Origin of the sequence: Caballeronia catudaia (assembly GCF_001544755.2) — a bacterium.
In the GTDB taxonomy this organism is placed as follows: domain Bacteria; phylum Pseudomonadota; class Gammaproteobacteria; order Burkholderiales; family Burkholderiaceae; genus Caballeronia; species Caballeronia catudaia.
Window position 1 is genome coordinate 22598 of record NZ_FCOF02000043.1, and the last position, 15056, is coordinate 37653.

Sequence of the window (15056 nt, forward strand, 5' to 3'; positions counted from 1 at the left end):
CCGAGGGCTTCGTCGATTCAAATAAATAACCGGCTTGCGCGCTTCATCGGCCGGACTTGAATTCCGTCCAGAGCCGCGTCTGCAGGCGCTGGATTTCCGGCGGCAGCGGCTTCAGCAGGAACAGCGTCTTGATGACATCCTGCGGCGGATACACGGCCGGATCGTTCGCGACGTCCTTGTCCACGTACTTGCGCGCTTCGAGGTTGGCGCTCGGGTAATACACCGCGTTCGTGATGGCGGCGTGAACCTGCGGCGTTTCGATGTAGTTGATCCACTCGTGCGCGGCGTCCTTGTTCTTCGCGTCCTTCGGGATCGCCATTACGTCGAACCAGACGGGCGCGCCGCCCTTCGGAATGTAGTACTCGATCTTGAACGGCTTCTTCGCGTCGACCGCGCGATGCTTCGCGATCACGACGTCGCCCGACCAGCCGTAGGTGAAGCAGATGTCGCCACCGACCATGTCGTTGATATAGCCCGACGAATTGAACTGCGTGATGTACGGGCGGATCTTCTTCATCATCGCGAGCGCGTCGCGATAGTCGGCCGGATTCGTGCTCATCGGGTCCTTGCCGATGTAGTGCAGCGCGGCCGCGAACATCTGGTCCGGCGCGTCGAGCACCGAGACGCCGCACGCCTTCAGCTTCGAGATGTTCTCGGGCTTGAAGAGGATGTCCCAGTTGTTGAGTTCGGCGTTGGCGCCCAGAATCTGCTTCGCCTTGTCGACGTTATAGCCGAGGCCGGTCGTGCCGTACGCCCAGGGCACCGTGTACTTGTTGCCGGGGTCCGCGCCTTCGACGAGCTTCATCAGGTCGGGGTCGAGATACTTGAGGTTCGGGAGTTTCGACTTGTCGAGCGGGGCGAAGATGTTTGCGGCGATCTGCTTGCCAGCATAGTTCGACGTCGGCACGACGATGTCATAGCCCGAACGGCCGGTGAGCAGCTTGGCCTGGAGGGTGTCGTCGCTGTCGTAGTTGTCGTACTTCACCTTGATGCCGCTCTGCTTGGTGAAGTTGGGGATCGTGTCCTTGGCGATATAGTCCGACCAGTTGTACACGTTCAGCTGCGTGTCTTTCGCCATCGCTGCGAGCGGAGTCAACATCGCGGCGCATGTCAGGGCGCCCGCCAGCTTGGCCATGCGGCTCGCCAGTTTCTCGTTCATTTCGATTCTCCCTTGTTCCTGCTTGTCACGGCGTCGTGGCGCGCGATTCCCGCGCGTCGTTTCACGCCCCGATCGGGCTCGCGACTCCTTTTGAAACCCGGAAACTACCATTAAACACAAGCGCGACAAAAATTAATGCGCCGCCTGTCGCGCAAAATGTACACGCCCTTGCGCTGCACGGCCGACAAGCCTCGCAGCACTTGCGGCGGCCACGCACCCGCATCGCGGGCCGTCAGAAAGAGCGCGCATTTTAGCCCCTAATCGCTCCCGGCGGCACCTGATAAAGCCACACTCCCATCGTGGCGCGCGGGCGCGTAAGCCCGATGCAATGTCATTATTCGTGATCGGCCGTCCGCAGCCCCGTATGAAGGGCGTCCGAGCCTGACGAATAGCCAGCGGAACAGTTGTTGCGAGCCAATTCGACGTGCGCCGCGAACAGCGGCGTTTTGTTAACCGGCAACCCGCGCGCACGACTGACCGACGCCGCCGTTGCATTGCTATTCGAGGCCGTTTTCCGGATGAATACCAATCCGTCCGCGCTCGCCCAGCTTTCCGTCGCGAAATCCGACGCGCAGTCGCCCGCGGCAAGCCGCGAGGATCGGTCACGGTCGCCGCGCCCGCGCGGACGCTGGTACTCCTTCGCGGGCGCGGGTGCGCTCGTCGCTGTGGGCTATATGGACCCTGGCAACTGGGCGACGGCGCTGTCGGGCGGCGCGCGCTACGGCTACTCGCTGCTCTTCGTCGTCCTGCTCGCGAGCCTGATGGGTATGCTGCTGCAATGGGTCGCATCGCGCGTGGGCGTCGTGACCGGGCGCGATCTCGCGCAACTGTGCCGCGAGCGCTACAGCCGCCGCACGACGCTCGTGCTGTGGATCGCGTGCGAAATCGCGATCATCGCGTGCGATGTCGCCGAGGTCGTCGGCAGCGCCGTGGCGCTCCAGATGCTCTTCGGCCTCTCGCTCACCGGCGGCGTGCTGATCTCGGCGGTCGGCACTCTCGCGATGCTCGCCCTGCAAAGCCGCGGACGCCGGCCGCTGCAGCGCGCCGTGACGACGCTGATCTTCCTCGTGAGCTTCTGCTTCGTGGTCGAACTCGCGCTCGCGCATCCGGTCTGGGGCGAGGCGATGCGCGGGCTCGCGCCATCGCGCGAACTTCTGCGCGACGCCGGCATGCTCTGGCTCGCGGCGGGCATTCTCGGCGCCACGGTGATGCCGCACAACCTCTATCTGCACTCGGCGCTCGTGAAGGAGCACGCGGGCGCCCGCGACGATCCGAGCATCGGGCGCGCGCTGCACGGCGTGAACATCGACACCTTCGCGTCGCTCGGGCTCGCGTTCATCGTCAACGCGTCGCTGCTGGTGGTCGCCGCGGCGGTATTTCACACGAGCGGTCACATCGAGGTCGATGATCTCGCCGATGCGCACCGGCTCATCGCGCCGCTCGTCGGCAGTCATTGGGCGGGCGTGGTGTTCGCCGTCGCCCTGCTCGCTTGCGGCTTGAACGCCACGGTCACCGGCACGCTCGCGGGCCAGGCGGTCATGGAAGGCTTCCTGCGCCTGAAGATGGCCCGTTGGGCCCGCGCGCTGCTGACCCGCGGCCTCGCGATCGGGCCGGCGCTCGTCGCGGTCGGCAGCTTCGGGCAGCACGGCTCGAACGCGCTTCTCGTCGCGACGCAGGTCGTGCTGAGCCTGCAACTGCCGCTCGCCGTCATTCCGCTCGTGCGCTTCGCCTCCGACTTCGGTCTGATGGGCCGCTGGCGCGTCGCACGCGTGCCGCTCGCGCTGGCGTGGGCGTGCGCGGGCGTGATCGTCGCGCTGAACGGCACGATGTTGTGGCAGGCGATTTTCTTGGGCTGAAGTCGTCGATCAGGCGCCGATGTCGGGATCACGGTGCCGTTTTCGCTGTCACACCGATCAGGCGCCCGAAACAGGACACGAACTACATGGCTCAAGGCCCACGATGGATCTGGCCGAAATCCGGCTGCGCACGCACGTTCACGCTTCTTTTTGCGTTGCTCGGTGCAAGCGGCATGGCCCACGCGACCGTTGCCGTGCTTCAGCCCGCGCGCGAAGCCGCCGGTTCGCAGCCGCTGGAACTGACGCTGCTCTATACCGACGACGACCCGACACCCCTGACCGTCGAACTACCGAAGCAACTCACGGTGAACCTGACCAACGGCGATCTGCCGCCCGCGCCGCTCACGCTCGCGCGCGATCCGAACGTGCCCGACCGCCTGCATCTCGCGCCCGGGCAATATCGCCGCGTGCGCTTTTCGGCGCCGTGGCCGGACTCGGCGCGCGGTACGGTGAAGATCGACCCGGTCGGTTTCGATGCATCGCCGATGCTCGTCACGATCAATCGCGGCGAATCGCAGACGCAGGTTGCGGCGGCCGAGCGGCGCGAAACACAGGCGACGACGCCCGAGCAGGTCGCGAGCGCGAGCGCCGCTGCGAACGCCGTCCCCTTGATGACATCCACCAGCGACACGATGCTCTCAGGCCGTTTTTCGACGTTCGATCCGATTTATTTCGCCGATGGCAAGAACGGCGACAACCTCGCCAAATTCCAGTTCAGCTTCAAGTACCGTCTGCATCTGCCCGACGATCCGCGCTCTCGCGGCTTGCTGGACAATCTCTACTTCGGCTACACGCAGACGGCGATCTGGAATCTTTCCGCGGAGTCATCGCCCTTTCGCGACATCAGCTTCCAGCCGCAATTGTTCTATTACGTCGAGGACACCGGATGGAAGAGTCCGCTCTTCACGCGCATGGGCGTTTCCGCGGGTTTCGGGCGCGAATCGAACGGCAAGAGCGGCGACGAATCCCGCTCGATCAATATCGCGTTCGTGCGTCCGACCTGGGATTTCGGTGACCTGAACGGCAATCACCTGACGCTCTCGCCGAAGTTCTACTACTACTTGTCGAAGGCCGGCAACGAGGACATCGCGGATTATCGCGGCTATGTGGACTTTCTCGTGAAGTACGGCAGCCCGGACGGCTGGCAGCTCGCGACCACGCTCCGCAAGGGCACGAAGCACTGGTACGGCAGCGTCGAGTCGCAGCTCACCTATCCGCTTGCGACGCTGATCGGCAGCGCATGGGGCGGCTATCTGTTCGCGAGTTACTTCAACGGCTACGGCGAAGACATCCTCGACTACAACCAGCGACATCACTGGATCGCGCGAATAGGCTACAGTATCGCGCGCTGAACTTTTTTACGATTTGGACCGCCCTGTTTTCGCCCCTTTTTTCGGACGATGACGCGGTCATGAGTGAGCCCCATGTCTTCGAATCTTCACGACCTTCCCGACAGCCCCTGTATCGGCGTGTGCTCCACGCTTTTCGACGACGTGTGCAAGGGCTGCGGCCGCACGGCCGGCGAAGTGTCCAACTGGGTGTTTCTCAACGACGAGGAGAAACGCGCGATCTGGGAGCGCATCAAGCGCGAGGGCACGGCGATGCGGTTTCGGAATGACAGGCTGTAAACCGGCGTGTACGAACGAGAAAAGCCGCATACGCGGCTTTTTTCCATTCTGCTGGCGACGCGGCGTGCTTACTGAATCCCCTGACTCGACAAGAAGTCTTCGTAATTCCCGCCGAAGTCCCTCAGCGTGCCATCGGTTTTCACTTCGATGATCCGGTCCGCCAGCCCGCTCACGAACTCGCGGTCGTGCGACACGAAGATCAGCGTGCCTTCGAACTTCTCCAGCGCGATCTGCAGCGACTCGATCGACTCCATGTCCATGTGGTTCGTCGGCTCGTCCATCAAGAGCACGTTGTGGCGGCCGAGCATCAGCTTGCCCCAGATCATGCGGCCCTTCTCGCCGCCCGACAGCACCTTCACGTTCTTCTTGATGTCGTCCGCATTGAAAAGCAGACGGCCGAGCGTGCCGCGCATCATTTGCTCGTCATCGCCTTCCTTGCGGTACTGGTCGATCCAGTCGGTCAGCGTCTCGTCCTTCGGAAACTCTTCGTAGGTGTCCTGCGGCATGTAGCCGACGTTCGCGTTCTCCGCCCACTTCACGGTGCCGTGATCGAGATCCAGCGCGCCCTTGAGCGACTTCAGCAGCGTCGTCTTGCCGGCGCCGTTCTCGCCGATGATCGCGATGCGCTCGCCCGGCTGCACGGAAATCGAAAAATTCTGGAAAATCGTGCGGTCGTACTTCTTCGTGATCTCTTCCGCGACCACGGCGATGTTATGCAGCTTCTTTTCATATTCGAAGCGGATGAACGGGTTCTGACGCGACGACGGCTTGAATTCCTCGATCTTGATCTTGTCGATCATCTTCAGACGGCTGGTCGCCTGACGCGCCTTCGACTTGTTCGCCGAGAAGCGGCGCACGAAGTCCTGCAGATCGGCCACGCGCTCCTTCGCCTTCTGGTTCGCCGCCTGCTGACGCTCGCGCGCCTGCGTCGACGCGAGCATGTAGTCGTCGTAGTTGCCCGGCCAGACCTTCAGCGTGCCGTAGTCCATGTCCGCCATGTGCGTGCAGACCTGGTTCAGGAAGTGTCGATCGTGCGAGATGATGATCATCGTCGAGTTGTACTGGTTGAGGATGTCTTCCAGCCAGCGGATCGAGTTGATGTCGAGGTTGTTGGTCGGCTCGTCGAGCAGCAGCACGTCGGGCTTCGAGAACAGCGCCTGTGCGAGCAGCACGCGCAACTTCCAGCCGGGCGCGACATTGCTCATCGGACCATTGTGATCGTTGATGTCGATGCCGATGCCGAGCAGCAGTTCGCCCGCGCGCGCCTCGGCCGTATAGCCGTCGTACTCGGCGAATTTCGCTTCGAGCTCGGCGGCGCGCATGTAGTCGTCATCCGTCGCGTCGGGGTTTGCGTAGATCGCGTCGCGCTCGGTCATCGCGGCCCACATTTCGGTGTGGCCCATCATGACGACGTCGAGCACGCGCATGTCTTCGTACGCGAACTGGTCCTGGCGCAGTTTGCCCAGACGAATGTTCGGCTCCAGCATGACGTTGCCGGAACTCGGCTCGAGATCGCCGCCCAGGATTTTCATGAACGTCGACTTGCCGCAGCCGTTCGCCCCGATCAGTCCATAGCGGTTTCCTTCGCCGAACTTGACCGAGATGTTCTCGAAGAGGGGCTTGGGCCCGAATTGCATGGTGATGTTGGCGGTAGACAGCACGGCGCGTCCTTTTGAATGGGGTACGACGAAAAACCTGAGATTTTAGCAGCTTTTGGCGGGGCTTTCCCGCGTTTCACCCGAGGCGTGAGCTTCACGCGACTTCATCGCGAAGAAAAAAGGGCGCGGCCCATGCGGCCGCGCCCCGTGCGCTTCGACACGCTCCGCACGAGGCGGATGCGTCTCTCGCGTTATGTCCGTTCGGCGACGAACGCCTTCACCACGGCCGCATCCGCGGGAACGATATCGAACCTTTGTGGCAGTTTTTCAAGTCCCACGAAGGCCGAAGGCCGTTCCGGTTCGCGATTGAGCGCCTCGCGGATGGTTTCGCCGAACTTGATCGGCTGCGCGGTTTCCAGAACGATCATCGGCACGCCGGGCTTCAGATTCTCCCGCGCGACCTTCACGCCGTCAGCGGTGTGCGTGTCGATCATCGTCTGATAGCGCCCGAACACGTCGCGGATCGTTTTCACGCGATCGTCGTGCCCGCTCTTGCCCGACACGAAGCCGAATTGCTGCACGCGCGCGAAATCGCCGCTCGCCGCGAGATCGAAGCCGCCCTTCTCCTCGACATCGCGGAAAAGTTGCAGCACGCGCGCCGGATCGCGGCCCAGAAGGTCGTACACGAAGCGCTCGAAATTCGACGCCTTCGAAATATCCATGCTCGGGCTGGTCGTGTGATACGTCTCCGTCGCGCCGCGCACGCGGTACACGCCCGTCTTGAAGAACTCGTCGAGCACGTCGTTTTCGTTGGTCGCGACGACGAGCTGATCGATCGGCAGACCCATCATGCGGGCGATGTGCCCCGCGCACACGTTGCCGAAGTTGCCCGACGGCACCGTGAACGACACGCGCTCGTCGTTGCTCTTCGTCGCGGCGAAATAGCCTTTGAAGTAGTACACGACCTGCGCGACGACGCGCGCCCAGTTGATCGAATTGACGGTGCCGATCTTGTGTTTCGCCTTGAACGCATGATCGTTCGACACGGCCTTGACGATGTCCTGGCAGTTGTCGAAATTGCCTTCGACCGCGAGATTGAAGATGTTCGGGTCCTGCAGCGAAAACATCTGCGCGGTCTGGAACGCGCTCATCTTCTTGTGCGGCGACAGCATGAACACGCGCACGCCGGCTTTGCCGCGCATCGCGTATTCGGCGGCGCTGCCGGTGTCGCCCGAGGTCGCGCCGAGTATGTTCAGTTCCTCGCCGTGCTTGGCCAGTGCGTACTCGAACAGGTTGCCGAGCAGTTGCATCGCCATGTCCTTGAAGGCGAGCGTCGGACCGTTCGACAGTTCCAGCAGCGACAGCGTCGCGCCGTTTTCCTCGCCGAGCGTCTTCAAAGGCGTGATCTGCGCCGCGCTCTCTTCGTGACGCACGTTGCTGTACGTCTGCGCGGTGTAGGTCTTGCGCGTGAGCGAGCGCAGGTCGTCGGCGGGAATGTCGTCGCTGAACTTCGACAGCACTTCGAACGCGAGATCCGCGTAGGACAATGTGCGCCAGCCAGCGAGTTCATCGCCAGATACGCGCGGATAGTCCGCCGGCAGATACAGGCCGCCGTCCTTTGCGAGACCGCCCAGCAGGATGTCGGAAAACGTGTGGCGCTCGTTCTGGCCGGCGCCGCGCGTCGAGATGTAGTTCATCGTGCTAACCCGTGCTTAGTTGAGCGCTTCCATGCGCAGCTTCGTCACCTTCGAGACGACCGTGGAGAGCGCTTCGATTTCCGCGATCGCCGCGTTCACGTTCTTCTCCAGCGTCTCGTGCGTGATGAGGATGATGTCCGTTTCGCCCTTGTTCGCGCCGTCGACCTCTTCCGATTCCTTTTGCAGCAACGCGTCGATCGAAATGGCCTTGTCGGCGAGAATGCGCGTGATATTCGCCAAAACGCCCGTCACGTCCGCCACGCGCAGGCGCAGGTAGTAACCGCTCGTCACTTCGTCGATCGGCAGGATCGGCGTGTTCGACAGGCTGTCCGGCTGGAACGCCAGATGCGGCACGCGATGCTCCGGGTCGGCCGTATGCAGACGCGTCACGTCGACGAGATCGGCGACGACCGCCGACGCCGTCGGTTCCGCGCCCGCGCCCTTGCCGTAGTAAAGCGTGGTGCCGACCGCATCGCCGTGCACGACGACCGCGTTCATCGCGCCTTCCACGTTCGCGAGCAGGCGTTTTGCCGGGATCAGCGTCGGATGCGTGCGCAATTCGATGCCCTTCTCCGTGCGCCGCGCGATGCCGAGCAGCTTGATCCGATAGCCGAGATCCTCGGCGTAGCGAATGTCGATGGCCGCGAGCTTGCTGATGCCTTCCACGTAGGCGCGATCGAACTGCACCGGCACGCCGAATGCGATCGCGCTCATGATCGTGACCTTGTGCGCGGCGTCCACGCCTTCGATGTCGAAGGTCGGATCGGCTTCGGCGTAACCGAGTTCTTGCGCGGCCTTCAATGCGGTCGCGAAGTCGAGCCCGCGGTCGCGCATCTCGGAGAGGATGTAGTTCGTCGTGCCGTTGATGATGCCCGCGATGTACTGGATCTGGTTCGCCGTCAGCCCTTCGCGCAGCGCCTTGATGATCGGAATGCCGCCTGCCACCGCCGCTTCGAACGCGACCATCACGCCCTTCGCGCGCGCGGCTTCGAAGATCTCAGTGCCGTGCACCGCGAGCAGCGCCTTGTTGGCCGTCACCACGTGCTTGCCGTTCGCGATCGCGCGCAGCACGAGTTCGCGTGCGAAGCCCGTGCCGCCGATCATTTCGCACACGATGTCGATGGAAGGATCGTCGACGACCGCGTTGAAGTCGTCCGTGACGGCGATGCCCTGGGTAGCGGCGGCCTCGGCCTTCGCCGGCGTGCGCACCGCGACGCGCGCGATTTCGATGCCGCGTCCCGCGCGTCGTTTGATTTCTTCCTGGTTACGGCGCAGCACCGTGAAGGTGCCGCTGCCGACCGTGCCGAAGCCCAAGAGTCCTACTTTGATCGGTTCCATGCAGCGCGAGTCTTTAAAGAGAAATTAAGCGGAATGCCGTTTGCGATAACCGTCGAGGAAGCGCGCGATGCGGTTGATCGAATCCGCGAGATCGTCGACGTTCGGCAGGAAGACCACGCGGAAGTGATCCGGCGTCGGCCAGTTGAAGCCCGTGCCCTGCACAAGTAAAACGCGTTCTTCGAGCAGCAGGTCGGTGATGAATTGCTGGTCGTCCTGAATCGGGTACATCTTCGGATCGAGCTTCGGGAACATATACAGCGCGGCCTGCGGCTTCACGCAGGTGACGCCCGGAATGGCGGTGAGCATGTCGTACGCGAGCTCGCGCTGCTTGAAGAGACGCCCGCTCGGCACGATCAGGTCGTTGATGCTCTGATAGCCGCCGAGCGCCGTTTGAATGGCGTACTGGCCGGGCACGTTCGGGCACAGGCGCATCGACGCGAGAATGCCCAGCCCTTCCAGATAATCTTTCGCGCGGCGGCGGTTCTCTTCGATCAGCCCGGAAATCGCCATCCAGCCCGCGCGATAACCGCACGAACGATAGCTCTTCGACAGACTGTTGAACGTGACCGTGATCACGTCCTCGGAGAGCGCGGCCATCGACGTATGCGTCTTGCCGTCGTAAATGATCTTGTCGTAGACCTCGTCCGCGAAAATGATGAGGCCATGCTCGCGCGCGAGCGCAATCAGCTCGCGCAGCAATTCGTCCGAGTACAACGCGCCCGTTGGGTTGTTCGGGTTGATGACGACGAGCGCCTTCGTGTGCGGCGTGATCTTCGCGCGGATGTCGTCGAGATCCGGCATCCAGCCGTTGCTTTCGTCGCACATGTAGTGGCGCGGCGTGCCCGACGACAGGCTCACCGCCGCGGTCCACAGGGGGTAATCCGGCGCGGGCAGCAGCACTTCGTCGCCGTCGTTGAGCAGCGCCTGCATCGCCATGACGATGAGCTCCGACGCGCCATTGCCGATGTAGATATCGTCCAGCTCCACGCCCGCCACGCCCTTTTGCTGCGTGTAATGCATGATCGCCTTGCGCGCGGCGAACACGCCCTTCGAATCCGAATAGCCCGAGCTGCCCGGCAGATTGCGGATCATGTCCTGGATGATCTCGTCCGGCGCGTCGAAGCCGAACGGCGCGAGATTGCCGATATTCAGCTTGATGATGCGATGGCCTTCTTCCTCGAGGCGCTTCGCATGTTCGAGCACAGGCCCGCGAATGTCGTAGCAGACGTTTTGCAGCTTGTTGGATTTGAGAATCGGTTTCACGGCTTGCGCTCTGGGTCTGTTGTGAATGCGGACGGGTTCTTGATGTGATCGGTGCGGCTCGGTATTCTGCGCAGGCAGCCGCGCGCGCGGGCAGCCGACGAGCGTGATGCGAAAACCGAGAGTGATGCCTGAAGGTGGCTCGCCCGGACGACTCGCGCGTTCCCGAGCGCCGAACGATGCATTTTAGACGCCGCGCCAGGTAAGGCATGGGCGATGCGGACCGGATTGCGTGTCGGAGGCGGCTTGTGGCTGGCACGCGAGCGCAACGGGCGGCGCACGAGCAAGCCCGGCAGCCGAAAAGTTATAATTTACTGATTATGACTCAGTTCCGCAATGCACCAAAGGAACGCGGTTTTTCGTCGCGAAAGCCGGCGCAAAACGCCTGGAGCCGCCCGGAACCGATTCCTGCGCCGAGTCTTCCTCTTTCCCTTGCCGGATCACTGTTTTGAAACTGCACCAGGATTCCAACAGAGCGCTCAACACCATAACGAGCTACGGAGACGGTTTCGTGGCGGTCAATCTCGAAAGACACGAAGGCAGTGTGATCGTCATGCCCGAAACGCCCGTTGCGGCGTGGCCGGTGTCGGCGTTCGACGCGCTCACGCCCGAGCACTTCCAGGCGCTCGTCGAGGCGGCGCCGGAAGTCGTCATCTTCGGCAGTGGGTCGCGGCTGCGCTTTCCGCATCCGCGTCTGACCGCGCAACTCGCGAAGCATCGCATCGGTGTCGAGACGATGGATTTCGGCGCGGCGTGCCGCACCTATAACATCCTGATGTCCGAAGGCCGCCGCGTGGCCGCCGCGCTTCTGATCGAAGCCTGAGAACACGCCTAAGGAAGCGTTAAGGAAGCGCTGGCAGACTTCCGCCGGGCCCCTATCGGCGCGCTGCTCCGAGTCAAATTTGACAAAAGCCGGCCGGGCGTGCGCTACACTCGCGCCCGCATGCGTCTTTCGCGGACGCATCGGGTGCGGCGCGGCGTAGCCGGCGGTGTCGCCGGGACGTCGATCCAGTCGCGGGCTGACGTGCGGCACAACAGCACTGGCGAACTCGCAGCGAAAATGCGTGCCTGAGCATGCGCACGACGTCTCTTCGCGCAGCCCGCATCCAACGCTCATTTCGTTTCACTAGCGCCGCGCATCGCGGCATCGGACAGGTCGACTCCATGAACGATAAGCCTTCGCGGCTACCGCTCACGCATCTTTCGCTCATTCTTCTGATTCTCGCGCTCGCGATCGTCTGGTTCGCGCCGCTCGGCTACCGCCATCTGGTGCCGAGCGACGAAGGCCGCTACGCCGAAATGGCGCGCGAGATGTTCGTGACCGGAGACTGGATCACGCCGCGTTACAACGGCTACAAATACTTCGAAAAGCCGCCGCTGCAGACTTGGGCGAACGCGCTCACCTTCGCCTGGTTCGGCATCGGCGAATGGCAGGCGCGGCTCTATACGGCGCTCACGGGCTTCGCGGGCGTGCTGCTCGTCGGCTACACCGGCACGCGCGTGTTCAATGCGATGACCGGCTTCGCCGCTGCGGTCATTCTCGCGACCAGCCCGTTCTGGAATCTGCTGGGCCACTTCAACGTGCTCGACATGGGCCTGTCGTTCTGGATGGAACTGACGCTCTGCGCGCTTCTGCTCGCCCAGCGTCCCGGCCTGCCGACGCGACAAGTGCGCCTGTGGATGTGGCTCTGCTGGGCCGGCATGGGCGCGGCGGTGCTGTCGAAGGGGCTGGTCGGCCTGATCCTGCCGGGCGCGATTCTTATCCTCTATTCGCTCGTCTCGCGCGACTGGGCGCTCTGGAAAAGGCTTTATATCGGCAGCGGGCTGATCGTGTTCCTGATCGTGACGGGCCCGTGGTTCGCGCTCGTGCAGATGAAGAACCCCGAGTTCTTCAACTTCTTTTTCATCGTCCAGCAGTTCAACCGTTATCTGACGCCCGAGCAGAACCGTCCTGGCGCGTGGTACTACTTCGTGCCCGTGCTGCTCGTCGGTTTTTTGCCGTGGCTGTCGATTGCCTTTCAGAGCGTGCGTCACGGCCTGAAAACGCCGCGTCAGCCCAACGGTTTCGCGCCGGTCACGATGCTGCTGGTCTGGTCGGCCTTCATCTTCCTGTTCTTCAGCGCGTCGCACTCGAAGTTGCTTTCGTATGTCCTGCCGATGGCGCCCGCCCTCGCGCTCGTGCTCGGGCTCTATCTGCCGTCGCTGACGAAGACGCGGTACCGCATGCATCTGGTCGGCTACGCGGTGTTTCTGATCGCGGCGGCGTTCGGCGCGATCTTCATCGGCCGCGCGGGCAACGCGAGCAACCCGAACGCGCTCTATCGCGAATTCCAGATCTGGGTGTACGCGGGCATTGCGGTGGCGTTCGTCGTGACGATCTTCGCGATCTGGCTGAACCGGCGCAGCGTGCTCGCCGGCGCGGCGGGCCTGGGCGCGGCGTGGCTGCTGCTCGGCACGATCGCGGGCTCGGGCCACGATGTCTTCGGCACGCAGAGTTCGGGCGTGAAACTCGTGCCGGCGGTGAAGGCTGCGATGGCCAAATTGCCGCCCGACACACCCTTCTATTCGATTGCGAAGCTCGATCACACGATGCCCTTCTACCTCGGCCACACGATGATCATGGTCCAGGAAGCCGACGAACTGACGTTCGGCGTGCAGACGGAGCCGCAAAAATGGGTGCCGAGCATCGACGACTGGATCAGGCGGTGGGATGCGGAACGCTATGCGCTCGCGCTGATGCCGCCGAACCGCTACGACGAGCTCGTGGCGCGCCATGTGCCCATGCAGGTCATCGCACGCGATTATCGCCGCGTGATCGTGCAAAAACCGCAGCCGTGAGCGATATTGCGCCGCACGATCGTTCGGCATATCGAGATGAACCGAGTATCCTTGTTCCGCATTTGAAAAACGCGCGATGAACCCCATTTCCTTTATTTGCATCGTCATCGGCGTATTGTTGAACGCATGCGCCCAGCTTCTGCTCAAAGCCGGCGTGAACGCGGTGGGCCATTTCGATCTGACGGCCGCCAACATCTGGCCGGTCGGCATCAGGATCGCGACGCAGTGGCCCATCATCGGCGGGCTCGCGTGCTATGTGCTGAGCGTCGTCGTGTGGATCGTCGGGCTGTCGCGGGTGGAAGTGTCGATCGCGTATCCGATGCTCTCGCTCGGCTACGTCGTCAATGCGTTCGCGGCGTGGTATCTGTTCGGCGAAGTCTTGTCGATGCAGCGGCTCGTCGGAATCAGCATCATTCTCGTGGGCGTCGTGGTGCTCGCACGCGGCTAGCGGCACGCAGTCGAACGTTCGACCGGATCAACTCATTTTTAAGCGCATAGTCCATGACTCAAACAACGCGGCCGTTTCTGCCTTTCGTGAAGCCGGAAATCGACGAAGAAACCATCCAGGGAGTCGTCGACGTGCTGCGCTCGGGCTGGATCACGACCGGCCCGCAGAATCAGCAGTTCGAAGCCGAATTGTCCGCCTACGTCGGCGGCCGCCCCGTGCGGGCGTTCAACTCGGGCACCTGCACGATGGAGATCGGCTTGCGCATCGCGGGTGTTGGTGCGGGCGACGAAGTCATCACCACGCCGATGACCTGGGTGTCGACCGCGAACGTGATTCTCGAAGTCGGCGCGACGCCGGTGTTCGTCGACATCGACCCGGTCACGCGCAATATCGATCTCGACCTGCTCGAGCGCGCCATCACGCCGCGCACGAAAGCGATCATGCCGGTGTATCTGGCGGGTCTGCCCGTCGACATGGACAAACTCTATGAGATCGCGCGCGCCCATAAGCTGCGCGTGATCGAGGACGCGGCGCAAGCGTTCGGCTCGACATGGAAGGGAAAACGCATCGGCGCGATCGGCGACATCGTGTCGTTCAGCTTCCACGCGAACAAGAACGTCACGTCAATCGAAGGCGGCGCGCTCGTGCTCAATAACGAAGACGAAGCGGAGCTCGCACGCAAGTACCGGCTGCAGGGCATCACGCGCACGGGCTTCGACGGCATGGATTGCGACGTGCTCGGCGGCAAGTACAACCTGACGGACGTGGCGGCGCGCGTCGGCCTTGGCCAGTTGCGGCAGATCGAGCGCTTCACCGAAAAGCGGCGCGAACTCGCGCGCGCCTACTTCGACGCGTTCGAAGGCGGCGCCGCCGTGAAGCTCGGCGTCGGACTGCCGCTGCGCAACTTCACCGACAGCAACTGGCATATGTTTCAGATCGCGCTGCCGCTCGACAAATTGAAACTCACGCGCGCGGAGTTCATGGCAGAGATGAAGGAGCGCGGCATCGGCACGGGCTTGCACTATCCGGCGCTGCATCTTTTCACGCTGTATCGCGAGCGCGGGTTCAGGGATGGCATGTTCCCGCACGCGGAGCGCTACGGCGCGTCGACGGTCACGCTGCCGCTCTTCACGCTGATGAGCACGGACGATGTCGCACACGTCGTGAAAGCGATCGATGAAATTTGCGAACAGTTCGCGCACAACGGGTAACCAGCAAGGACACTCAGGCCAAC

The 15056-nt window shown here is 62.8% G+C and carries 12 protein-coding genes; 7 read left to right on the plus strand and 5 right to left on the minus strand.

Features of this window, described 5'->3' with window-relative positions:
• Positions 1-43 precede the first annotated feature (43 nt).
• Positions 44-1135 (minus strand): polyamine ABC transporter substrate-binding protein, encoded by a 1092-nt coding sequence (locus AWB75_RS29640; RefSeq protein ID WP_407642181.1) that lies wholly within the window; start codon positions 1133-1135, stop codon positions 44-46.
• A gap of 542 nt (positions 1136-1677) precedes the next feature.
• Here AWB75_RS29640 and AWB75_RS29645 point away from each other — a divergent pair.
• The 3 genes from AWB75_RS29645 to AWB75_RS29655 all read left to right on the plus strand — a co-directional run bounded on the left by AWB75_RS29645 (position 1678) and on the right by AWB75_RS29655 (position 4643).
• Positions 1678-3015 (plus strand): Nramp family divalent metal transporter, encoded by a 1338-nt coding sequence (locus AWB75_RS29645; RefSeq protein WP_061127578.1) that lies wholly within the window; start codon positions 1678-1680, stop codon positions 3013-3015.
• An 86-nt stretch (positions 3016-3101) separates the two neighbouring features.
• A complete protein-coding gene (locus AWB75_RS29650; protein ID WP_061127579.1) occupies positions 3102-4367 on the plus strand; it encodes a phospholipase A in 1266 nt (421 codons plus the stop codon).
• 72 nt (positions 4368-4439) lie between these two features.
• A complete protein-coding gene (locus AWB75_RS29655) occupies positions 4440-4643 on the plus strand; it encodes a DUF1289 domain-containing protein (protein ID WP_061127580.1) in 204 nt (67 codons plus the stop codon).
• Between the two features lie 68 nt (positions 4644-4711).
• On the opposite strand, the gene AWB75_RS29660 is transcribed toward AWB75_RS29655, so the two are convergent.
• The 4 genes from AWB75_RS29660 to AWB75_RS29675 all read right to left on the minus strand — a co-directional run bounded on the left by AWB75_RS29660 (position 4712) and on the right by AWB75_RS29675 (position 10539).
• Positions 4712-6304 carry an ABC-F family ATPase gene (locus AWB75_RS29660; protein WP_061127581.1) on the minus strand — a complete coding sequence of 531 codons (1593 nt, stop codon included), beginning with the start codon at positions 6302-6304 and terminating at the stop codon, positions 4712-4714.
• A gap of 188 nt (positions 6305-6492) precedes the next feature.
• Positions 6493-7938: a threonine synthase gene (thrC, locus tag AWB75_RS29665; protein ID WP_061127582.1), complete on the minus strand. Its 1446-nt coding sequence runs from the start codon at positions 7936-7938 to the stop codon at positions 6493-6495.
• Positions 7939-7953: 15 nt separating this feature from the next.
• On the minus strand, positions 7954-9276 hold the full coding sequence (locus tag AWB75_RS29670; protein WP_061127583.1) for a homoserine dehydrogenase: 1323 nt from the start codon (positions 9274-9276) through the stop codon (positions 7954-7956).
• Positions 9277-9300: 24 nt separating this feature from the next.
• Complete coding sequence (locus AWB75_RS29675) at positions 9301-10539, minus strand: pyridoxal phosphate-dependent aminotransferase (RefSeq protein ID WP_061127584.1); 1239 nt, start codon at positions 10537-10539, stop codon at positions 9301-9303.
• A 445-nt stretch (positions 10540-10984) separates the two neighbouring features.
• Here AWB75_RS29675 and AWB75_RS29680 point away from each other — a divergent pair, with 445 nt between their 5' ends.
• The 4 genes from AWB75_RS29680 to AWB75_RS29695 all read left to right on the plus strand — a co-directional run bounded on the left by AWB75_RS29680 (position 10985) and on the right by AWB75_RS29695 (position 15033).
• Positions 10985-11359, plus strand: a complete 375-nt coding sequence (locus tag AWB75_RS29680) for an Mth938-like domain-containing protein (protein WP_061127585.1) — start codon at positions 10985-10987, stop codon at positions 11357-11359.
• Between the two features lie 341 nt (positions 11360-11700).
• Complete coding sequence (locus AWB75_RS29685; protein WP_061127586.1) at positions 11701-13374, plus strand: glycosyltransferase family 39 protein; 1674 nt, start codon at positions 11701-11703, stop codon at positions 13372-13374.
• Between the two features lie 76 nt (positions 13375-13450).
• Positions 13451-13822, plus strand: coding sequence for an SMR family transporter (locus AWB75_RS29690; RefSeq protein WP_061127587.1), 372 nt, complete (start codon positions 13451-13453; stop codon positions 13820-13822).
• A gap of 53 nt (positions 13823-13875) precedes the next feature.
• Positions 13876-15033 carry a DegT/DnrJ/EryC1/StrS family aminotransferase gene (locus AWB75_RS29695; RefSeq protein ID WP_061127588.1) on the plus strand — a complete coding sequence of 386 codons (1158 nt, stop codon included), beginning with the start codon at positions 13876-13878 and terminating at the stop codon, positions 15031-15033.
• Positions 15034-15056 lie beyond the last annotated feature (23 nt).

What these genes read in the sequence shown, in the direction of transcription:
- AWB75_RS29655 (WP_061127580.1), top strand. Translation starts at nt 4,440, where the DNA reads ATGTCTTCGAATCTTCACGACCTTCCCGACAGCCCCTGTATCGGCGTG.
- AWB75_RS29645 (WP_061127578.1), top strand. Translation starts at nt 1,678, where the DNA reads ATGAATACCAATCCGTCCGCGCTCGCCCAGCTTTCCGTCGCGAAATCC.
- AWB75_RS29690 (WP_061127587.1), top strand. Translation starts at nt 13,451, where the DNA reads ATGAACCCCATTTCCTTTATTTGCATCGTCATCGGCGTATTGTTGAAC.
- thrC (WP_061127582.1), bottom strand. Translation starts at nt 7,938, where the DNA reads ATGAACTACATCTCGACGCGCGGCGCCGGCCAGAACGAGCGCCACACG.
- AWB75_RS29695 (WP_061127588.1), top strand. Translation starts at nt 13,876, where the DNA reads ATGACTCAAACAACGCGGCCGTTTCTGCCTTTCGTGAAGCCGGAAATC.
- AWB75_RS29685 (WP_061127586.1), top strand. Translation starts at nt 11,701, where the DNA reads ATGAACGATAAGCCTTCGCGGCTACCGCTCACGCATCTTTCGCTCATT.
- AWB75_RS29640 (WP_407642181.1), bottom strand. Translation starts at nt 1,135, where the DNA reads ATGGCCAAGCTGGCGGGCGCCCTGACATGCGCCGCGATGTTGACTCCG.
- AWB75_RS29670 (WP_061127583.1), bottom strand. Translation starts at nt 9,276, where the DNA reads ATGGAACCGATCAAAGTAGGACTCTTGGGCTTCGGCACGGTCGGCAGC.
- AWB75_RS29650 (WP_061127579.1), top strand. Translation starts at nt 3,102, where the DNA reads ATGGCTCAAGGCCCACGATGGATCTGGCCGAAATCCGGCTGCGCACGC.